At 59.7% G+C, this 20,504-nt stretch carries 20 protein-coding genes; 10 read left to right on the forward strand and 10 right to left on the reverse strand.

Annotated features, from left to right (window positions below; genetic code table 11):
* Window positions 1-51: 51 nt before the first annotated feature.
* On the reverse strand, window positions 52-873 hold the full coding sequence (aroE, locus tag KGB24_RS24885; RefSeq protein ID WP_223413983.1) for a shikimate dehydrogenase: 822 nt from the start codon (window positions 871-873) through the stop codon (window positions 52-54).
* A 9-nt stretch (window positions 874-882) separates the two neighbouring features.
* Window positions 883-1,797, reverse strand: a complete 915-nt coding sequence (hemF, locus tag KGB24_RS24890; RefSeq protein ID WP_008027593.1) for an oxygen-dependent coproporphyrinogen oxidase — start codon at window positions 1,795-1,797, stop codon at window positions 883-885.
* A 180-nt stretch (window positions 1,798-1,977) separates the two neighbouring features.
* On the opposite strand from hemF, the gene KGB24_RS24895 reads away from it, so the two are divergent.
* The gene (locus KGB24_RS24895) at window positions 1,978-2,955 is read left to right on the forward strand and encodes an NADPH:quinone reductase (RefSeq protein ID WP_223413984.1); all 978 of its coding nucleotides are present in this window, start codon (window positions 1,978-1,980) and stop codon (window positions 2,953-2,955) included.
* 114 nt (window positions 2,956-3,069) lie between these two features.
* Here the strand turns inward: KGB24_RS24895 and KGB24_RS24900 are convergent, their stop codons facing one another.
* From KGB24_RS24900 to KGB24_RS24910, 3 genes are all read right to left on the reverse strand, one after another.
* Window positions 3,070-3,627, reverse strand: coding sequence for an L-threonylcarbamoyladenylate synthase (locus KGB24_RS24900; RefSeq protein WP_008027590.1), 558 nt, complete (start codon window positions 3,625-3,627; stop codon window positions 3,070-3,072).
* A 54-nt stretch (window positions 3,628-3,681) separates the two neighbouring features.
* On the reverse strand, window positions 3,682-4,782 hold the full coding sequence (gene dprA, locus KGB24_RS24905; RefSeq protein WP_008027588.1) for a DNA-processing protein DprA: 1,101 nt from the start codon (window positions 4,780-4,782) through the stop codon (window positions 3,682-3,684).
* 80 nt (window positions 4,783-4,862) lie between these two features.
* Window positions 4,863-5,888: a LysM peptidoglycan-binding domain-containing protein gene (locus tag KGB24_RS24910; RefSeq protein ID WP_008027586.1), complete on the reverse strand. Its 1,026-nt coding sequence runs from the start codon at window positions 5,886-5,888 to the stop codon at window positions 4,863-4,865.
* 171 nt (window positions 5,889-6,059) lie between these two features.
* Between KGB24_RS24910 and def the strand changes: the two genes are divergently transcribed.
* The 5 genes from def (at window position 6,060) to KGB24_RS24935 (ending at window position 10,731) form a co-directional block, all read left to right on the forward strand.
* Entirely contained in the window at window positions 6,060-6,566 is a 507-nt protein-coding gene (gene def, locus KGB24_RS24915) for a peptide deformylase (RefSeq protein ID WP_008027583.1), read from the forward strand.
* Window positions 6,567-6,637: 71 nt separating this feature from the next.
* Window positions 6,638-7,597 carry a methionyl-tRNA formyltransferase gene (fmt, locus tag KGB24_RS24920; RefSeq protein ID WP_223413985.1) on the forward strand — a complete coding sequence of 320 codons (960 nt, stop codon included), beginning with the start codon at window positions 6,638-6,640 and terminating at the stop codon, window positions 7,595-7,597.
* Window positions 7,594-8,904, forward strand: a complete 1,311-nt coding sequence (rsmB, locus tag KGB24_RS24925) for a 16S rRNA (cytosine(967)-C(5))-methyltransferase RsmB (RefSeq protein ID WP_008027580.1) — start codon at window positions 7,594-7,596, stop codon at window positions 8,902-8,904. Before fmt ends, rsmB begins: the two co-directional genes overlap by 4 nt.
* Window positions 8,905-8,926: 22 nt before the next feature.
* The gene (trkA, locus tag KGB24_RS24930) at window positions 8,927-10,300 is read left to right on the forward strand and encodes a Trk system potassium transporter TrkA (RefSeq protein WP_223413986.1); all 1,374 of its coding nucleotides are present in this window, start codon (window positions 8,927-8,929) and stop codon (window positions 10,298-10,300) included.
* Between the two features lie 116 nt (window positions 10,301-10,416).
* Complete coding sequence (locus KGB24_RS24935) at window positions 10,417-10,731, forward strand: tetratricopeptide repeat protein (protein WP_008027576.1); 315 nt, start codon at window positions 10,417-10,419, stop codon at window positions 10,729-10,731.
* Here the strand turns inward: KGB24_RS24935 and KGB24_RS24940 are convergent, their stop codons facing one another.
* The 3 genes from KGB24_RS24940 to tag all read right to left on the reverse strand — a co-directional run bounded on the left by KGB24_RS24940 (window position 10,732) and on the right by tag (window position 12,639).
* Window positions 10,732-10,971 carry a PilZ domain-containing protein gene (locus KGB24_RS24940; protein WP_008027574.1) on the reverse strand — a complete coding sequence of 80 codons (240 nt, stop codon included), beginning with the start codon at window positions 10,969-10,971 and terminating at the stop codon, window positions 10,732-10,734.
* Between the two features lie 182 nt (window positions 10,972-11,153).
* Entirely contained in the window at window positions 11,154-12,041 is an 888-nt protein-coding gene (locus tag KGB24_RS24945) for a lysophospholipid acyltransferase (protein ID WP_223413987.1), read from the reverse strand.
* Window positions 12,042-12,081: 40 nt separating this feature from the next.
* The gene (gene tag, locus KGB24_RS24950) at window positions 12,082-12,639 is read right to left on the reverse strand and encodes a DNA-3-methyladenine glycosylase I (protein WP_223413988.1); all 558 of its coding nucleotides are present in this window, start codon (window positions 12,637-12,639) and stop codon (window positions 12,082-12,084) included.
* 81 nt (window positions 12,640-12,720) lie between these two features.
* Between tag and glyQ the strand changes: the two genes are divergently transcribed.
* The 4 genes from glyQ (at window position 12,721) to KGB24_RS24970 (ending at window position 17,127) form a co-directional block, all read left to right on the forward strand.
* Window positions 12,721-13,674, forward strand: a complete 954-nt coding sequence (glyQ, locus tag KGB24_RS24955) for a glycine--tRNA ligase subunit alpha (RefSeq protein ID WP_003213601.1) — start codon at window positions 12,721-12,723, stop codon at window positions 13,672-13,674.
* On the forward strand, window positions 13,671-15,725 hold the full coding sequence (glyS, locus tag KGB24_RS24960) for a glycine--tRNA ligase subunit beta (RefSeq protein ID WP_008027567.1): 2,055 nt from the start codon (window positions 13,671-13,673) through the stop codon (window positions 15,723-15,725). The genes glyQ and glyS overlap by 4 nt, the downstream gene beginning before the upstream one ends.
* Window positions 15,726-15,731: 6 nt before the next feature.
* Window positions 15,732-16,265 (forward strand): D-glycero-beta-D-manno-heptose 1,7-bisphosphate 7-phosphatase, encoded by a 534-nt coding sequence (gene gmhB, locus KGB24_RS24965; protein WP_008027564.1) that lies wholly within the window; start codon window positions 15,732-15,734, stop codon window positions 16,263-16,265.
* An 82-nt stretch (window positions 16,266-16,347) separates the two neighbouring features.
* Window positions 16,348-17,127: a lysophospholipid acyltransferase family protein gene (locus tag KGB24_RS24970; protein WP_008027562.1), complete on the forward strand. Its 780-nt coding sequence runs from the start codon at window positions 16,348-16,350 to the stop codon at window positions 17,125-17,127.
* Window positions 17,128-17,346: 219 nt separating this feature from the next.
* On the opposite strand, the gene tssD is transcribed toward KGB24_RS24970, so the two are convergent.
* Both tssD and gyrB read right to left on the reverse strand, forming a co-directional pair.
* A complete protein-coding gene (tssD, locus tag KGB24_RS24975; RefSeq protein ID WP_223413990.1) occupies window positions 17,347-17,853 on the reverse strand; it encodes a type VI secretion system tube protein TssD in 507 nt (168 codons plus the stop codon).
* Between the two features lie 233 nt (window positions 17,854-18,086).
* Window positions 18,087-20,504, reverse strand: a complete 2,418-nt coding sequence (gyrB, locus tag KGB24_RS24980) for a DNA topoisomerase (ATP-hydrolyzing) subunit B (protein WP_008027559.1) — start codon at window positions 20,502-20,504, stop codon at window positions 18,087-18,089.

Consider the following 20,504-nt stretch of genomic DNA (forward strand, 5'->3'; position numbering starts at 1 on the left):
CAGCGGGGCTCTCAGGTTCATCGCGAGCAGGCTCGCTCCTACAGAGTGCGGTTATGCGGCCAGTTGGCGGCGCAGTTCGGCCAGCACCGGCGCGGTGTCCGGGCGTACGCCACGCCACAGCAAGAAGGCTTCTGCCGCTTGCTCAGCCAGCATCCCCAAACCATCCATCGACACGGCAGCGCCATGCGCCGTAGCCCAACGGCAGAACGAGGTCGGTTCCTTGCCGTACATCATGTCGTAGCAAACGGTCTTGCCCGGTTCGATCAGACTGCCCGCAATCGGCGGTACATCGCCTGACAAACTGGCCGATGTCGCGTTGATGATCAGGTCCACCGATTCCCGCAACCAGTCGAAACCACTGGCCGACACCGGCCCCAGATCCGCGAACAATTCTGCCAGCAGCTCGGCTTTTTCCACCGTGCGGTTGGCGATGATCACCGAGGCGGGTTGCTCGGCCAGCAGTGGCTCCAGCGCACCGCGCACTGCGCCGCCGGCGCCGAGCAGCAGGATGCGTTTGCCCTTGAGGCTGAAACCGGCGTTGACCGTCAGGTCCCGCACCAGCCCGGCACCATCGGTGTTGTCGCCCAGCAGCGTGCCATCGGCGAGCTTGCTCAGGGTGTTCACCGCGCCAGCCCGCTGCGCTCGCGCCGTCACACTGTCGGCCAGACGGAACGCCTCTTCCTTGAACGGCACCGTCACGTTCGCCCCGCAACCTTCCAGGAAAAACTCCCGGGCAAAGTCGGAAAAATCGTCGAGCGGTGCCAGCGAAGTGCTGTAGTCCAGTTGCTGAGCGGTCTGCTCGGCGAACAGACGATGGATCAACGGCGACTTGCTGTGACCAATTGGGTTACCGAAAACGACGTAACGATCCATCAGAAATCCTCAGGCCTGGGCCAACCAATCGCGGTCTTGCAGGAAGTACTCGGTCAGGCGTGCTTCTTCGCTGCCGGGCTCGGCTTTCCAGTCATAGCTCCAGCGAACTTGCGGCGGCAACGACATGAGGATCGACTCGGTACGCCCACCCGATTGCAGGCCGAACAGCGTGCCACGGTCGTAAACCAGGTTGAACTCGACGTATCGGCCACGGCGGAATTCCTGGAATTCGCGCTGTTTTGCAGTGAACGCATCATTTTTGCGGCGCTGCACGATCGGCAGGTAGGCGTCGATGTAAGCGTCACCGATGGCACGCATGAAAGCGAAGCTGGTGTCGAAATCCCACTCGTTCAAATCATCGAAGAACAGGCCGCCGATGCCGCGCGGTTCGTGGCGATGCTTGATGTGGAAATAGCTGTCGCACCAGGCTTTGTAGCGCGAATAGACGTCCGGACCGAACGGCGCGCAGGCCTGCTCGGCGACGCGGTGCCAGTGCACGCAGTCATCGATGTTGCCGTAATAAGGGGTCAGGTCGAAGCCGCCGCCGAACCACCAGACCGGTTCTTCGCCTTCTTTTTCGGCGATGAAAAAGCGCACGTTGGCGTGGGAAGTCGGCACATGCGGATTGTGCGGGTGAATCACCAGCGACACGCCCAGGGCTTCAAAGCCACGGCCGGCCAGTTCAGGTCGATGGGCGCTGGCGGACGGTGGGAGACCGCTGCCAAACACGTGGGAAAAGTTGACGCCGCCCTTTTCGATGACCGCGCCGTTCTCGATCACGCGGGTGCGACCGCCACCGCCGGCAGGCCGGGTCCAGGCGTCTTCGACGAATTGCGTGCCGCCGTCTTCGGCTTCCAGGGCAGCGCAAATGCGGTCTTGCAGGTCGAGCAGGTAGGCTTTTACGGCCTCGGTGCGGGTCGTCATGTCTTCACCTTGAATCGGGCAAAACTACGCGGCGCTCCATGGGAGCGGGGGCCGGCGCAAATGGGCGCGTAGCATAACATTGCAGATGGACTCGCCACAGTTGACGGGGATCAAGCTTGGGAGTTCGATAGGGCGCTTGGCACTACACCTCTAGTAGCTGAAGACCTAAGGAGAGTTCTGATGGCAAAGCGTATCCAGTTCCGCGCCCATGGCGGCCCCGAAGTGCTCGAGTATGTGGATTACCAACCGGCCGAGCCCGGCCCGCAGCAAGTGCGCGTGACCAACAAGGCCATCGGCCTGAACTTCATCGACACCTATTTCCGCAGCGGCCTCTATGCGCCGCCGGCCTTGCCGTCGGGCGTGGGTTCGGAAGGTGCAGGCGTGGTCGAGGCGGTGGGCAGCGAAGTCACCCGCTTCAAGGTCGGTGATCGCGTGGCGTACGGCAGTGGCCCGTTGGGCGCCTACAGCGAAGTTCACGTATTGCCGGAAGCCAATCTGGTGCACCTGCCGGACGCGATAAGCTTCGAACAAGCCGCCGGGGTGATGCTCAAGGGCCTCACCGTGCAGTACCTGTTGCGTCAGACCTATGAACTCAAGGGTGGCGAAACCATTCTGTTTCACGCCGCTGCCGGGGGTGTCGGTTCGCTGGCCTGCCAATGGGCCAAGGCGCTGGGCGTGAAGTTGATCGGCACGGTCAGTTCGCCGGAGAAAGCCGCGTTGGCGAAGGCCAACGGTGCGTGGGCGACCATCGACTACAGCCACGAAAACGTCGCACAACGCGTACTGGAATTGACCGATGGGAAAAAAGTCCCGGTGGTGTACGACGGTGTCGGCAAAGACACTTGGCTGACTTCGCTGGATAGCGCAGCGCCTCGGGGCCTGGTGGTGAGTTTTGGCAACGCATCGGGCGCGGTGGACGGGGTAAACCTGGGGATTTTGTCGGCGAAGGGATCGTTGTACGTGACCCGGCCAACACTGGCGACTTATGCCAACAACGCTGAAAACCTGCAGCGGATGGCGGATGAGTTGTTTGAGATGATCATCAGCGGGAAGCTGAAGGTGGAGATCAGCCAGAAGTATTCACTGGCTGACGCGGCGAAGGCGCAGACCGAGTTGTCGGCGCGGCGGACAACAGGTTCGACTGTTCTTTTGCCTTGAGGGCCTCTTCGCGGGCAAGCCTCGCTCCTACAGGTTCAGCGTCGTAAGCACATTATGTAAACGACCAAAATCTTGTAGGAGCGAGGCTTGCCCGCGAAGAACGATGACGCGGTCTCAACCCGGACGAATGACGTTCCCGGTCGCCAGATCGCGAATCACGCTCGGATTCTTGCGCCCACCGAGGTTGCCGCCAAGAATCAAATCAAGTTGCCCGCGAAAATACTGCTCCACGCGAATCCGCGTCCGCGCCGCCGGCCGGCCCTGCGGGTTGGCCGAGGTCGACACCAACGGCCCGACCAATGCGCACAAATCCCGCACCAACGGGTGATCGCTGACCCGCAACGCCACCGTTTCGTGCACGCCGGTAATCCACTGCGGCAACTGATTCCGATGCGGCACCAGCCAGGTATTCGGCCCCGGCCAGGTGCTGGCCATGCGGTCCATCCAAAGCTCAGGGAAGTCTTCGAACAGGAAGTCGAACTGGCGAATGTTGTCGGCAACCAGAATCAGCCCCTTGTCCACCGACCGGCCCTTGAGCATCAGCAGACGTTCGACCGCTTCTTCGTCCCACGGGTCGCAACCCAGGCCCCAGACCGCCTCGGTTGGATAGGCAATCACCGCCCCTGCGCGAATGGCTTGCGCGGCTTGTTGCACACGCCAACTGTTGACCATGAAAAACTCTCCGGAATAAGGCTCTGCGCAGTTTACCGATGTTCCTTATAAAACCTAGCTCACCCGCGCAAACCAGCGCCCGCTTTCGCAGACCGCCCGGCCGTCCATTTCCAGTTCCGTCAGCGCCGCCAGCACTTTGGGCAGCGCCCAGCCGCTGGAGACGGACAACGCTTCACTGGTGTGCGGCGCCGCATGCAGCAGCATCAACAGCGGATGAGCCACCGACGGAGCCTGCATGGCTAACGGCAACTGCTGCCAGCCGCGCAACGCTTCGAGGATATGTTCGATGGTTTCCACCAGCATCGCGCCGTCGCGAATCAGCTGATGACAGCCCTTGGCGCCGGGATGATGGATCGATCCCGGAATCGCATACACCTCACGACCTTGTTCCGCCGCCAGCCTCGCGGTGATCAAGGAACCGCTGGCGACACTGGCCTCGACCACCAGCACGCCGAGGGATAAACCACTGATGATTCGATTGCGTCGCGGGAAGTTGCTGGCCGTAGGCCCGGCGTCCAGCGGGAACTCTGAAAGCACCGCGCTGCCCGACGCAATCATGGCATCGGCAAGCCTGCGGTTGCGCTGTGGATAAAACTTTTCAAGTCCCGTGCCAAGTACACCGACCGTTTGCCCGCCCACGTCTAGAGCGGCTTGGTGCGCGGCGGCATCGATCCCCAGCGCCAGACCGCTGGTGATGACAAAACCGGCGCCAGCCAGACTGCGCGAAAACGCGGCGGCCGTGTCCATCCCCGGACGGGAAGCGCGACGACTGCCAACCATCGCCAATTGCGGTTTTTCCAGTATGCCCGGATCGCCCGCGACGAATAGCAGTGGCGGCGCGTCGCTGATTTCCGCCAGCAATGCCGGGTAGTCAGGCTGGTCCCACATCAATAAATGCTGGCCGGGACGGTCTAGCCAGGCCAATGCGTGGCTGGCGCCGTCCCGGACATCATCGGCCCGGCGAGCCTCGGCGCAAGCAAACGGCAAGCCCAGCGAACGCCAAGCACTGGCCGGCGCGCTGATGGCTTTGGACGCCGAGCCGAAGGCCTCGAGCAGTTTCCTGAAACGCGCAGGACCGAGCTCCGGCAAACGATGCAGACGTAAACGGGCTTCCAGTTCCGCAGGGGAAACCGGTGTAACAGCAGGCAGCGACATGGATCATCCTTGATCGTTATGAGCCCCGTTCAAACGGGAATAAGCTGTGGATAACTCTGTTGGTAACTTGTGGAGCCTGCTTACGGATTTCGCACCTTGTCCATCACCGCCAAGGAGCGCGATGCGGTGAGCACCAATCCGTAACTGAGTTTGTCGTAGGTGCGGAACACCATCAGCAAACCGGCGCGTTCATCAGGAATTTTCAGAGGCTGGCCGGAGACCCGGTCGCGCACGGTTTCGCCGGTCTTCATCACCACCAACACGTTGCCTTCGGCGAGTCCGTCGCGTTGGCCCCGGTTCAGCGTCACGACATCCATCGCGCCGATCTGGGTAACCCCGCGCGGTACGTCGATGATCAGGCCGTTGATCGGGGTTTTTGGTGCACTGGGCATGAAGGTCGAGTTGATCGATCGTTCCTCGCCGCTGAACAAACGATCGCCGAGGCGAACTTCCTGAGTGGTGCGTTGCAGTGCAAGCGTCGCGACATCACCCTCGGTAGCGACAATTTCACCGCCGCCGATGTCGTCGGCATTGATCCCCAGGAACTCCTTGCTCTCGGGGTCGGTATAAACCTTGCCTTGGCGGAAGATGCCGTAGACCGGCTGGTTCGGATCGAAATGGCCGCGGGCGAAAATCCGGTCGCCGGTGCCGCTGAGCACCCGTTCGGCATCGCCGGCGACGATGTAAGGCGCCTTGTCGAAATCCTCGACCTTGTCGACGATGCGGTTGCTCAGCAGAAAACTGTTGATCGACTGCAACGGAATGCTCGGGATGGCGTCGGCCACCGGCGAACTGTGCACCCGTGGCGAGAGCTTGATGGTGCCCCGGGAAGCCCCGCGATTGAGGGTCAGCCGCGGCTGCCCGTCAACGTAGACCAGCGACAGCAAATCGCCGGGGTAGATCAGATTGGGGTTCTGGATCTGCGGATTGGCCTGCCAGAGCTCGGGCCACTTCCACGGCTCACGGAGGAATTTCCCTGAGATGTCCCAAAGTGTGTCACCCGCCGCCACTGTGTATTGCTGTGGAAAACCTTCCTTGAGTTGCACTTGCCCATGCGCCAAACCGGCCGAGGCCAGAAGGAGCAAGGCGAGTAGTGATTTCCTCATGCGGTGAATCCCTTTATTATGTGCGTTCGCGTGAAACGCCAGAGCCCTCGTGGCTCGCTCCCGACTCTTTGCCAAAAAGAAAAGGAGCTACGCTTCACAACGGTAGCCTGCATCTTCGGACCTGCCAGGCCATCGACCCGACTTTACCTCACACGTGCAGCAATCAAGCTTATGGCCATTTTAGACATCCTCGAATTCCCCGACTCGCGCCTGCGCACTATCGCCAAACCTGTGGCCGTAGTGGACGACGAAGTGCGTCAGTTGGTCGACGATATGTTTGAAACAATGTATGAAGCGCCAGGCATCGGCCTCGCCGCGACCCAGGTCAACGTGCACAAACGTATCGTCGTGATGGACCTCTCCGAAGACCGCACCGAACCGCGGGTGTTCATCAACCCCGAGTTCGAGCCCCTGACCGACGAGATGGAGCAATACCAGGAAGGCTGCCTCTCGGTGCCGGGCTTCTACGAAAACGTCGATCGCCCGCAGAAGGTCAAGGTCAAGGCCCTGGACCGCGACGGCCAGCCTTACGAACTGATCGCCGAAGGCCTGCTCGCCGTGTGCATCCAGCATGAATGCGACCACCTCAACGGCAAATTGTTCGTCGACTACCTGTCGAATCTCAAACGTGACCGAATCAAGAAGAAACTGGAAAAGCTCCATCGCCAGAACGCTTGATGCCCTCCTTTCAAAGGCTTGCTGCGGCAAGCCTTTTTCTTTTGCGACTGCTTTGTAAATGAGAGCTTCCCATGACTGAGCCACTGCGCATCGTCTTTGCCGGCACCCCGGAATTCGCCGCCGAACACCTCAAGGCCCTGCTCGACAGCCCTTACGAGATCGTCGCGGTCTACACCCAACCGGACCGTCCGGCGGGTCGCGGGCAAAAGCTGATGCCGAGCCCGGTCAAGCAGTTGGCACTGGAAAACAATATCCCGGTGCTGCAACCGCCAACCCTGCGCAACGAAGACGCTCAAGCCGAACTGGCCGCGCTGAAGCCGGATTTGCTGGTGGTGGTCGCCTACGGCCTGATCCTGCCGCAAGTGGTACTGGATATTCCGCGCCTGGGTTGCATCAACAGCCACGCGTCGTTGCTGCCACGCTGGCGCGGTGCGGCGCCGATCCAGCGCGCCGTCGAAGCCGGCGATAGCGAGAGCGGCGTGACCGTGATGCGCATGGAACTGGGCCTCGACACCGGGCCGATGCTGCTCAAGGTCACTACGCCGATCAGCGCTGAAGACACTGGCGGCAGCCTTCACGACCGCCTGGCGGAACTCGGCCCGCCGGCAGTGATTCAAGCCATTGCCGGCCTCGCCGCCGGCACGCTGGAAGGCGAAGTGCAGGACGACACCCTCGCCACCTACGCACACAAATTGAACAAGGACGAAGCACGCATCGACTGGAGCCGCCCGGCCATTGAGCTGGAACGTCTGGTCCGCGCCTTCAATCCATGGCCGATCACCCACAGCACGTTGAATGGCGAAGCGCTGAAAGTGCTGGCCGCGAGCCTCGCCGAAGGCAAGGGCGCACCAGGTGAAATCCTCAGCGCCAGCAAGGACGGCCTGATCGTCGCTTGCGGTGGGCAAGCGCTGTGCCTGACCCGCCTGCAATTGCCCGGCGGCAAGGCGCTGAACTTCAGCGATTTGTTCAACAGCCGTCGTGAGAAATTCGCCGTCGGCACCGTGCTCGGTCAAACGGCGGACGCTCAATGAATCCACGTCTGGCCGCCGCCAAGGCACTTGCTGCAGTTCTCAACGGAAAAGCCTCACTCAACAGTTCGCTGCCGACACAAATGGACAAGGTCGAAGACCGCGATCGCGGCTTCACCCAAGACCTGGCGTTCGGCACCGCGCGCTGGCAGCCGCGTTTGTCGGCGCTCGCGGCCAAGTTGCTGCAGAAGCCGTTCAAGGCTGCCGACGCCGATGTCGAGGCGTTGCTGCTGGTCGGTCTCTATCAACTGCTTTACACCCGCGTCCCGGCTCACGCCGCCATCGGCGAAACCGTCGGTTGCGCCGACAAGCTGAAGAAGCCGTGGGCCAAAGCCTTGCTCAACGCCGTGTTGCGCCGCGCCCAACGTGAAAGCGAAGCGCTGCTGGCCGAGCTGGAACACGACCCGGTGGTGCGCACCGCCCACCCACGCTGGCTGCAAAAATCCCTGAAAGCGTTTTGGCCTGAGCAGTGGGAAGCCATTTGCACGGCGAACAACGCGCATCCGCCGATGATTTTGCGGGTCAACCGTCGCCATCACACTCGCGATGCCTACTTGGGTCTGCTGACCGAAGCGGGCATCGCCGCCACGGCGTGCGTTTACAGCCGGGACGGCATCATTCTCGACGCCGCCGCCGACGTACGCAGCCTGCCAGGCTTCGCCGAAGGCTGGATCAGCGTGCAGGACGAAGCGGCGCAACTGGCCGCCGACCTGCTCGACCTGGCGCCGGGCCAACGGGTGCTCGACGCCTGCTGCGCTCCGGGCGGCAAGACCTGTCACATCCTCGAAGCCGAACCCGCACTGGCGGGCGTCGTCGCCGTGGATCTGGAAGCCAAGCGTCTGGTGCGTGTGCGAGAAAACCTCGCACGCCTGGGCCTGAGCGCCGAACTGATCGCCGCCGACGGCCGCGACACGGCCACCTGGTGGGATGGCAAACCGTTCCAACGCATCCTGCTCGATGCGCCATGCTCGGCCACCGGCGTGATCCGTCGTCACCCGGACATCAAGCTGACTCGCCAACCGGATGACATCGCCGCGCTGGCAGTGCTGCAAGGTGAATTGCTGGATGCCATGTGGATAACTCTGGAGGTCGGCGGAATTCTGCTTTACGCCACCTGTTCCACGTTGCCGACCGAGAACACTGAAGTCATCGAAGCCTTCCTCGCTCGGACACCGGGCGCCCGTGAGCTGGACCTCGCCACCACGGCCGGCATCAAGCAGCCCCACGGTCGCCAGTTGCTGGCACAGGAAGGCGGCCACGACGGGTTCTATTACGCCAAGCTGATCAAGATCGCCGCCGCGCGCGGTTAACCGGTTTTAAGGGAGTGACTGGATGAAAATCATCATCCTCGGCGCAGGGCAGGTCGGCGGTTCGCTGGCGGAACACTTGGCCAGCGAGGCCAACGACATCACCGTGGTCGACACCGATGGCGAACGCCTGCGCGACCTCGGCGACCGCCTGGACATCCGCACCGTGCAAGGCCGCGGCTCACTGCCGACGGTGCTGCGCCAGGCCGGCGCGGATGACGCCGACATGCTGGTGGCGGTGACCAACAGTGACGAAACCAACATGGTCGCCTGTCAGGTCGCTCACACCCTGTTCCACACCCCGACAAAAATCGCCCGCGTCCGCGAAGCCGCGTACCTCACGCGCACCGACCTGTTCGACAACGAAGCGATTCCGGTGGATGTGCTGATCAGCCCGGAACAAGTGGTCACCAACTACATCAAGCGCCTGATCCAGCATCCGGGTGCGTTGCAGGTGATCGACTTCGCCGAAGGCAAAGCGCAGCTGGTCGCGGTGAAGGCGTATTACGGCGGACCGCTGGTGGGTCAGCAACTGCGTCAGTTGCGTGAACACATGCCGAATGTCGAAACCCGCGTAGCGGCGATTTTCCGCCGTGACCGGCCGATCCTGCCTCAGGGCGATACGGTGATCGAAGCGGACGACGAAGTATTTTTCATCGCCGCCAAGGCGAATATTCGCGCAGTGATGAGCGAAATGCGCCGCCTCGATGAGAGCTACAAGCGCATCGTCATCGCCGGGGGCGGGCAGATCGGCGAGCGTCTGGCCGAGGCCATCGAAAGTCGTTATCAGGTGAAGATCATCGAGATGAACCCGGCCCGCTGTCGCCATCTCTCGGACACCCTCGACAGCACCGTGGTCTTGCAGGGCAGTGCCTCCGACCGCGACTTGCTGATGGAAGAGAACATCGCCGACGCCGACATCTTCCTGGCGCTGACCAACGACGACGAAGCCAACATCATGTCGTCGCTGCTGGCCAAGCGCCTGGGCGCGAAGAAGGTGATGACGATCATCAACAACCCGGCTTACGTCGACTTGATCCAGGGTGGCGACATCGACATCGCCATCAGCCCGCAACTGGCGACCATCGGCACCTTGCTGGCCCACGTGCGGCGCGGCGACATCGTCAGCGTGCATTCATTGCGCCGTGGTGCGGCGGAGGCCATCGAGGCCATTGCCCATGGTGATGCGAAGTCGAGCAAGGTGATTGGCAAGGCCATCGAGAACATCGGTCTGCCACCCGGCACCACGATTGGCGCGATCATTCGAGATGAAGAAGTGATCATTGCCCACGATGACACGGTGATCGCGGCGGGCGACCATGTGATTCTGTTCCTTGTGGATAAGAAGCATATTCGGGATGTGGAGAAGTTGTTCCATGTCGGGCTCAGCTTCTTTTAAACCGTTACGCCGCCATCGCCAGCAAGCTGGCTCCTACAAGGGATTGCGTGCAACCTGTAGGAGCCGGCTTGCCGGCGATGCGATTTCGATAACGACAACCATCCGGAATTATTCCCATGATCGAATCCCTGGAAAAAATGCTCGCCAAGGGTGTGGATAACTCATTGCTGCGCTTCGGCCTCGGCAAGGGGTATCTGGATCTTGGGGAAAACGCCAAGGCCGCCGAGCATTTCCAGCGTTGCGTCGAATTCGACCCGAAGTATTCAGCGGCGTGGAAGCTGTTGGGCAAGGCTCATCTGGCGCTGGCGGACTATCCGGCCGCGCGTCAGGCGTGGGAGCAGGGTCTGGAAGCTGCTCGTGCTCACGGTGACAAGCAGGCGGAGAAGGAGATGACGGTGTTCCTGAAGAAGCTTGAGCGCCAGGCGCACTGATCAGAGGTAGCGCAGGCCAATGCCGTCAGCGTCTACCAGCACCACTTCCATGCGAACCCGCGGCGCGCCTGTGGGTAAATCCTGTACCTGACCATAGACCACCGCCCCCTTGGGTAACGCCGACAAGCCCGGATGCTTGACGTAGACGCCCGTGGTCGAGAGATTTCGGGTCTGGCCAAGGCATTCGCCGAAGCTTTCGTGACTGATCTTGATGCGAAACGATTTGCGGTGTTCGGACATCTTCTGCGCCCTTTTTATGAACAGTTGTGGATAACCCGAACTTGTAGGAGCGAACGGTGCGGCGATCCGACTTGCTCGCGAAGGCGATATCACATCCAACATCAATGTTGAATGTAATGGCCTCTTCGCGAGCAAGCTTCGCTCCTACAAGTTCAAGTTATCCACAGATCATGCCAATCAACTCAATACCAGCGCTCTTCACCCGGTGGCCGCTTCTTGAAGCGCTTCATGCTCCATAGATACTGGCTCGGATAAGCGCGCACGTAGCGCTCGACTACTTGGCTCATCGCCGCGCAGGACGTCTCGGTATCAGTGCTGTACATGGCCTCTGGCGCCGCTTCGAGGATCACCTTGTAGCCCGAACCGTCCGGCAGCCGCAGGGCGTGCAGGAACACGCCGACCGCTTTACCGCCTGCCAACATGTTCGGCACAAACTTGCTGGTCAGTGCCTGAGTAGCGAAGAACGGCACGAAGATCCCGGCGGATTCGGCCGGTTCCGGGTCAGCGGGAATGCCCACTGCACCACCTTTGCGCACTTCCTTGATGACGCTGAGGATGCCTTCCTTGGTGGAGGCGGCGACCCTGTTACCCAGTTGCACTCGCTGCTTGCGCAGCAATTCATCCACAGCCTTGAGCTTTGGCGGGCGATAGAAAATGATCGGTTTGCACTGGCTGCAATAGAAGTGGTTCAACACTTCCCAGTTGCCGAGGTGGCTGGTGATGCCGACCACACCTTTGCCGGAGGCGAGGGCGTCTTTCAAGACGTCGAGCCCTTCAACTTCGCGCACCAGATCGATGGAACGCTGCGCCGGCCAGATCCACGCGCAGGCACTTTCGGTCAGCGACTTGCCGATGTCTTTCAGGCTCTGGCCGACCAGACGCTCGCGCTCGGCAGGGTCCATCTCCGGAAAACACTTGGCCAGATTGATCCGCACCACATCACGGGAACGGTTTGGGGTTTTCCACATTACCCAGCCGATGGCCGAGCCAACCGTCTGCACTGCTCGCCAGGGAAGCAGGGCAAACAGCCGCAGAGCGCCTACCAGCAAGGCGCCTTTCAACTTATCCACAGGTCACTCCTGATCTTGTGCTGTGCGCGAGGCGGCTATTCTAACCGCCGATCGACAAGGTCGCGTAGCGATCGCAATCCCGGGTGTGGTCCATGACCATCCCCGAGGCCTGCATCAGCGCGTAGCAAATGGTCGGGCCGACGAAGGTGAAGCCGGCTTTTTTCAGGCCTTTGCTCATCTCCACAGCGACCGGCGTGACCGCCGGGACTTCGGTGCGATCCTTGAAATGATTGATCACAGGCTTACCGCCGACGAAAGACCAGAGAAACTCGACCGGGTCTTCAAGCGCCAGCCAGGCCTGGGCATTGCGCCGGGCGGCGTTGAGTTTGAGGCGATTGCGGATGATCCCGGGGTCGAGCATCAATTCATCGATTTCGGCGTCGCTCATTTGCGCCACGCGCTGTACATCGAAGCCGAACAGCACCTCGCGATATCGCTCGCGTTTACGCAACACGGTGATCCAGGAAAGGCCGGCCTGGAACCCTTCGAGCAAAAGCAACTCGAACAAACCCTGCGCATCGCGTAGCGGCGTGCCCCACTCCTGGTCGTGATAAGCCATGTACAGCGGATCTTCGGAACACCAAAAGCAGCGTGGCATAAGGCTCCAGGGGGCGTGCGCAGCAATGAATCGGGTATACTCCCGCTCTTTAAATCGCAGCCCAAGAAACAGGTGAATTTCGTGAGCCAGCCTACGCCAGCCGTGCGTACCTTCCAAGACTTGATCCTCGCCCTCCAGCAATACTGGGCCGAGCAAGGTTGCGTGGTACTTCAGCCCTACGATATGGAAGTAGGCGCCGGGACTTTCCACACTGCCACGTTTCTGCGCGCCATCGGCCCGGAAACCTGGAACGCCGCTTATGTGCAGCCCAGTCGTCGCCCGACTGACGGCCGCTACGGCGAAAACCCGAACCGTCTGCAGCACTACTATCAGTTCCAGGTGGTTCTGAAGCCGAACCCGGACAACTTCCAGGAACTGTACCTGGGCTCCCTCAAGCATGTCGGCCTGGATCCGTTGGTCCACGACATTCGCTTCGTCGAAGACAACTGGGAATCGCCGACCTTGGGCGCCTGGGGTCTGGGCTGGGAAGTCTGGCTCAACGGCATGGAAGTGACGCAGTTCACTTACTTCCAGCAGGCGGGCGGCATCGAGTGCTACCCGGTGACCGGCGAGATCACTTACGGCCTCGAGCGTCTGGCCATGTACCTGCAAGGCGTGGACTCGGTCTACGACCTGGTCTGGGCTGACGGTCCGTTCGGCAAAGTGACCTACGGCGACGTGTTCCACCAGAACGAAGTGGAGCAATCGACCTACAACTTCGAACACGCCAACGTCGAGAAGCTGTTCGAACTGTTCGACTTCTACGAAAGCGAAGCCAAGCGCCTGATCGAACTCGACCAGCCGCTGCCGTTGCCGAGCTACGAAATGGTGTTGAAGGCGTCCCATACCTTCAACCTGCTGGATGCGCGCCGGGCGATCTCGGTGACTGCGCGTCAGCAATACATTCTGCGTGTACGCACCCTGGCGCGTTCCGTTGCGCAAGCCTACTTGCTGGCTCGCGCCAAGCTCGGCTTCCCGATGGCGACCCCGGACCTGCGTGACGAAGTACTGGCCAAGCTGGAGGCTGCACAATGAGTGCTCAAGATTTCCTGGTTGAACTGGGCACCGAAGAACTGCCACCCAAGGCCCTGAACACCTTGGCCGAGGCGTTTCTTGCCGGTATCGACAAAGGCCTGCAAGCCGCTGGCCTGAACTACGAGACCAAAACCGTCTACGCCGCGCCGCGTCGTCTGGCTGTGCTGATCACCGCGCTGGCTACCCAGCAACCGGATCGCAGCATCAACCTCGACGGCCCGCCACGTCAGGCGGCGTTCGATGCCGAAGGCAACCCGACTCAAGCGGCACTGGGTTTCGCCAAGAAGTGCGGCGTCGAGCTGAGCGAAATCGATCAGAGCGGCCCTAAACTGCGTTACAGCCAGAGCATCGCCGGCAAGCCGACCGCGAGCCTGCTGCCGACCATCGTCGAAGACTCCCTGAATGACCTGCCGATCCCGAAGCGCATGCGCTGGGGTGCGCGCAAGGAAGAATTCGTTCGTCCGACCCAATGGCTGGTCATGCTGCTCGGTGACCAGGTCATCGATTGCACGATCCTCGCCCAGAAGGCCGGCCGCGATTCCCGTGGTCACCGCTTCCATCACCCGCAAAGCGTGCGCATCACCTCGCCGGCCAACTACCTGACCGACTTGCGTGCCGCTTACGTTCTGGCCGATGCCAACGAGCGTCGCGCGATTATCAGCAAGCGCACCGAAGAACTGGCGACGATGCAGGAAGGCACGGCGATCGTTCCGCCAGCCCTGCTCGACGAAGTGACCGCGCTGGTTGAATGGCCGGTGCCGCTGGTGTGCTCGTTCGAAGAACGTTTCCTCGACGTGCCGCAAGAAGCGCTGATCACCACCATGCAGGACAACCAGAAGTATTTCTGCCTGCTGGATGCCGACGGCAAGTTGCTGCCACGTTTCATTACCGTGGCCAACATCGAAAGCAAAGACCCGCAGCAAATCATCGCCGGTAACGAGAAAGTGGTTCGCCCACGCCTGACCGACGCCGAGTTCTTCTTCAAGCAAGACAAGAAGCAGAAACTCGAAGACTTCAACCTGCGCCTGCAAAACGTAGTGTTCCAGGAAAAACTCGGCAGCGTCTACGACAAGGCCGAGCGCGTATCCAAGCTTGCTGCGTTCATCGCGCAACGCATTGGCGGTAACGCTGCATGGGCTTCCCGTGCCGGCCTGCTGTCCAAGTGCGACCTGGCGACCGAGATGGTCGGTGAGTTCCCGGAGATGCAAGGCGTCGCCGGTTACTACTACGCCCTGAACGATGGCGAGCCGGAAGAAGTCGCGCTGGCGCTGAACGAGCAATACATGCCGCGCGGTGCCGGTGCTGAACTGCCGACCACCCTGACCGGTGCGGCCGTGGCTATCGCTGACAAACTCGACACGCTGGTCGGTATCTTCGGGATCGGTATGCTGCCAACCGGTAGCAAAGACCCGTATGCCCTGCGCCGTGCTGCGCTGGGCGTATTGCGCATCCTGATCGACAAGAAGCTCGACCTCGACCTGAACGACGCCGTGGCCTTTGCCGTGAATGCGTTCGGCGCCAAGGTCAAGGCTGCTGGCCTGGCCGACTCGGTACTGGAATTCGTGTTCGACCGTCTGCGTGCCCGTTACGAAGATGAAGGCGTGGACGTTGCGACTTACCTGTCGGTTCGTGCCCTGAAGCCAGGTTCGGCGCTGGACTTCGATCAGCGCGTACAAGCGGTGGAAGCGTTCCGCAAATTGCCTGAAGCGGCGGCCCTCGCTGCAGTGAACAAGCGCGTTTCGAACTTGCTGAGCAAGGTCGAAGGTTCTGTTCCTACAGTCGTTGAAGCCAAGTACTTCGACAACGCCAACGAATTCTCCCTGTACTCGGCGATTCAGCAGGCGGACCAAGCGGTTCAACCGATGGCAGCTGCGCGTCAGTACAGCGAATCGCTGGCACGTCTGGCAGCCTTGCGCGAGCCTGTGGATGCTTTCTTCGAAGCCGTCATGGTCAACGCTGAAGATGCCAAGGTCCGTGCCAACCGCTATGCGCTGCTCGCGCGTCTGCGTGGCTTGTTCCTCGGCGTCGCCGATATTTCGTTGCTGGGGTAAGACTGTTTGAAACTGCTGATTCTCGATCGGGACGGGGTGATCAATTACGACTCCGACGCTTACATCAAGTCGGTGGAGGAGTGGAAACCGCTCCCCGGTTCGATCGAAGCCATCGCGCAGTTGAGCAAGGCCGGCTGGACGGTAGCAGTCGCTACCAACCAGTCCGGCATCGCTCGCGGCTATTACGACGTCGCCACCCTGGACGCCATGCACGAGCGCTTGCGCTCGTTGGTCGCGGAGCAGGGCGGTGAAGTCGGGCTGATCGTCTATTGCCCGCACGGGCCGGACGAAGGCTGCGATTGCCGCAAGCCAAAACCCGGGATGCTGAAAACCATCGCCACGCATTACAACGTATCGCTGACTAATCTATGGTTCGTCGGCGACAGTCTTGGTGACCTGGAAGCCGCCAAAGCCGTCGATTCTCAGCCAGTTTTGGTAAAGACCGGGAAAGGCGAAAAGACTTTGGGCAAAACCCTACCGGTAGGCACTTTGATTTTTGACGATCTCGCGGCGATTGCCGCAGAACTTATCCACAATTAGAGCGTTTTCGAGATTCCTGACCAAGGATTGATCGGGAGTGCGCTTTATATAGACGGGCAGAGCCCGCACGGTAAACGTCGCCATGTCGATATTGCAGGCCATCAGAACCTTCCTCTTTTACCTGCTGCTGGGCACCAGTTCCTTGCTTTGGTGCAGCCTGAGCTTTTTTATCGCGCCTTTTCTGCCGTTCAAGGCGCGCTATCGTTTTATCAACGTGTACTGGTGTCGTTGCGCCTTGTGGCTGAGCAAAGTCTTTCTGGGCATCAGCTACGAAGTGAAAGGTGCCGAGAACGTGCCAGACCAGCCCTGCGTGATTCAGTCGAACCACCAGAGCACCTGGGAGACGTTCTTCCTCTCGGCCTATTTCGAGCCGTTGAGCCAGGTACTGAAACGCTCATTGCTGTTTGTACCGTTCTTCGGTTGGGCCATGGCCATGCTGCGGCCGATCGCCATCGACCGCGACAACCCGAAGGCCGCGCTTAAACATGTAGCGAAGCAGGGCGATGAACTGCTGAAGGATGGCGTCTGGGTACTGATATTCCCTGAAGGAACGCGGGTCCCTTACGGCACCATCGGAAAATTCTCACGAGGTGGTACGGCGTTAGCCGTCAACGCCGAACTTCCGGTGCTGCCGATTGCGCACAATGCCGGCAAGTTCTGGCCGAAAACCGGTTGGGCCAAGAAGCAGGGCGTCATCACTGTGATCATCGGCGAGCCGATGTACGCCGAAGGCAGCGGCCCCCGTGCGATTGCCAACCTCAATGACCGAGTTCAGGCCTGGAACGAGCAGATGCAACGGGAAATGGGCTCGCTCCCACCCGCTCCGCAAGCGCCGGCTGCCAATGATCAGATGGCTGTCTGAGATTCTGTGGATAACCTGTGTACCGTTTCGCTGAAAAGTAGCGTATTTAGTTTGTAGGTTTATGATTTATATACATATTTCCTAAGCTCATAAAATATGGAAAAAGGTGCATAAGTTTTTTTTGGACGTAAAAAAACCGGCTGATATAGCCGGTTTTTTTTGACGTGCCGTTTACCGCGGAAAACCCGGTTTGGGCGGACCACTCACTATGCCGTCAGCTTATTTTCCAGTACGCAAATCATAGGACATTTGAGTGTTGGCACCGAGATGAGTCCAAGTAATTCTTTGATAAGCGAAATAAACATCCTCAACATGTAGAGAGTTATCAGTCTCTGGGTTGTTGTTTGTCTGCACATCAACGACTACCGCTTCTTCCAAAGCAATGGCGTAGTAGGGTTCGTCGGACCCGGTCTCGGGCGATGGTCGATACCAGACTAATTCGAATGTGGTGAGCTGTTCACCGGAATTCAAAGCGCCCATTATTAGCGGCGACGACTTATCAACTAATTTACTGATCATCAGGGGTTTGTGCACTGCAGGACGACCTGTTGGTAACCCAGACTGGACATCACGTGGAGCAATGATTTGATGGCTGAAGTTTCGGATTAATATTTGATCAGCCATCTCAGTTCGATAGTCTGTACCAATTGATTCTTCCGATGCCACGCCAGAAGAAATAAACCCCGATTTTTTTCCTTTTAACAGTAAGTATGCGTTTGTTGACATGACTTCCTTTCCTTCTCAATACCCAAAAAATTGCTCCCGCAGGTCGTACCTTGACGAGGAGGCTGTAGGATAAAGAGCACTCGGGATAGCGTATGTAGGACTTATCTGTGAGGCTCCGAGGTAAAACGCCTGCGTTCCATACGATTTGGCACCGCTGCTGAAGGGCGAAATAGCGTAATAAAAAAGGCCAGCGCAATGCGCTGGCCTTTTTTACTTTTGGCAGAACCGCTGGATCAGAAGTCCAGGTTGGAAACCGCCAAGGCATTGCTTTCGATGAAGTCACGACGAGGTTCGACCGCATCACCCATCAGGGTGTTGAAGATCTGGTCCGCGCCAATGGCATCTTCGATGGTCACTTTGAGCATCCGGCGCTGGCTTGGGTCCATGGTGGTTTCCCACAGCTGATCCGGGTTCATCTCACCCAGACCTTTGTATCGCTGGATGGTGTGACGCTTGGTGCTTTCAGCCATCAGCCATTCAAGGGCTTCCTTGAACTCGGTGACCGGCTTCTTGCGTTCGCCACGCTGGATGTACGCGCCGTCGTCCAGCAGGGTGCTCAGCTGAGCGCCCAGGGATACGACAGTCCTGTAATCGTTGCTGCCGAAGAAGTCGCGGTTGAACGTGACGTAGTTCGACAGGCCGTGGGAGATCAGTTCGACCTCTGGCAGCCAGACGTTACGTTCACGGTCTTCACGCAGGCTGGCCTTGTAGACCAGACCGGACTTCTCGACGGTGCGCAGACGGACTTCATACTTGGCCAGCCAATCCTGCATCGCTGCGTGATCGGACAGTTGCTCCATGCTCACCGCTGGCAAGTAGATGAAGTGCTCGGTCAGTTCCTGTGGGTACAGGCGCGACAGACGCTTGAGGGTCTTCATCACCAGACGGAAGTCGTTCACCAGGCGCTCAAGGGCTTCGCCGGAGATACCCGGGGCTTCCTCGTTCAGGTGCAGGCTTGCATCTTCCAGGGCCGACTGCGTCATGTACTCTTCCATGGCGTCGTCGTCTTTGATGTATTGCTCTTGCTTGCCTTTCTTGACCTTGTACAGCGGTGGTTGAGCGATGTAGATGTAGCCACGCTCGATCAGCTCTGGCAGCTGACGGAAGAAGAACGTCAGCAGCAGCGTACGGATGTGCGAACCGTCGACGTCAGCATCGGTCATGATGATGATGTTGTGGTAGCGCAGCTTGTCGATGTTGTATTCGTCGCGACCGATACCGCAGCCCAGTGCGGTGATCAAGGTGCCTACTTCTTGCGAAGAGATCATCTTGTCGAAACGCGCCTTCTCGACGTTGAGGATCTTGCCCTTCAACGGCAGGATGGCCTGGGTTTTACGATTACGCCCCTGCTTGGCGGAGCCGCCAGCAGAGTCACCTTCCACGAGGTACAGTTCGGAAAGGGCAGGGTCTTTTTCCTGGCAGTCAGCCAGTTTGCCCGGCAGGCCGGCGATGTCCAGCGCACCTTTGCGGCGGGTCATCTCACGGGCCTTGCGTGCTGCTTCACGCGCACGTGCCGCGTCGATCATCTTGCCGACGACCAGTTTGGCTTCGTTCGGGTTTTCCAGCAGGAAGTCGGAGAAGTACTTGCCCATTTCCTGTTCGACCGCGGTCTTCACTTCGGAAGAAACCAGCTTGTCTTTGGTCTGGGAGCTGAACTTCGGATCCGGCACCTTCACCGAGATGATCGCGGTCAAGCCTTCACGGGCGTCATCACCGGTGGTGGCGACCTTGTGCTTCTTGGCCAGGCCTTCAGCTTCGATGTAGGTGTTCAGGTTACGCGTCAGTGCGGAACGGAAACCCACCAGGTGAGTACCGCCATCACGCTGCGGGATGTTGTTGGTGAAGCACAACAGGTTCTCGTTGAAGCTGTCGTTCCACTGCAGGGCGATTTCCACGCCGATGCCGTCTTCACGCTGGATGTTGAAGTGGAACACCTGGTTGACCGCAGTCTTGTTGGTGTTCAGGTATTCAACGAACGCACGCAGGCCGCCTTCGTACTTGAACAGCTCTTCCTTGCCGCTGCGCTCATCCTTGAGGACGATGCCGACACCGGAGTTGAGGAAGGACAGTTCACGAATCCGCTTGGCCAGGATGTCCCAGCTGAAGTGGATGTTCTTGAAGGTTTCAGCCGATGGCTTGAAGTGAATCTGGGTGCCCGTGGTTTCGCTCTCACCAACGATTTTCATCGGCTCTTGCGGGACGCCATGGACGTAAGTCTGTTCCCAGATCTTGCCGCTGCGGCGAACGGTCAGGACCAGTTCCTTGGACAGTGCGTTCACTACCGAAACACCTACACCGTGCAGACCGCCGGATACTTTGTAGGAGTTGTCGTCGAACTTACCGCCGGCGTGCAGCACGGTCATGATGACCTCGGCTGCCGAAACGCCTTCTTCTTTGTGTACGTCTACCGGGATGCCACGACCGTTGTCGCGAACGGTGATGGATTCGTCCGGGTGGATGATGATGCTGATGTCGTCGCAATGGCCGGCCAAAGCTTCGTCGATCGAGTTATCGACCACCTCGAACACCATGTGGTGCAGACCGCTGCCATCGTCGGTGTCACCAATGTACATACCGGGACGTTTGCGTACGGCATCCAGGCCTTTCAGCACTTTAATGCTCGTTGAGTCGTACGTATTTTCTTCGCTCAA

Source organism: Pseudomonas sp. BF-RE-25, assembly GCF_019956105.1.
GTDB classification, from domain to species: domain Bacteria; phylum Pseudomonadota; class Gammaproteobacteria; order Pseudomonadales; family Pseudomonadaceae; genus Aquipseudomonas; species Aquipseudomonas migulae.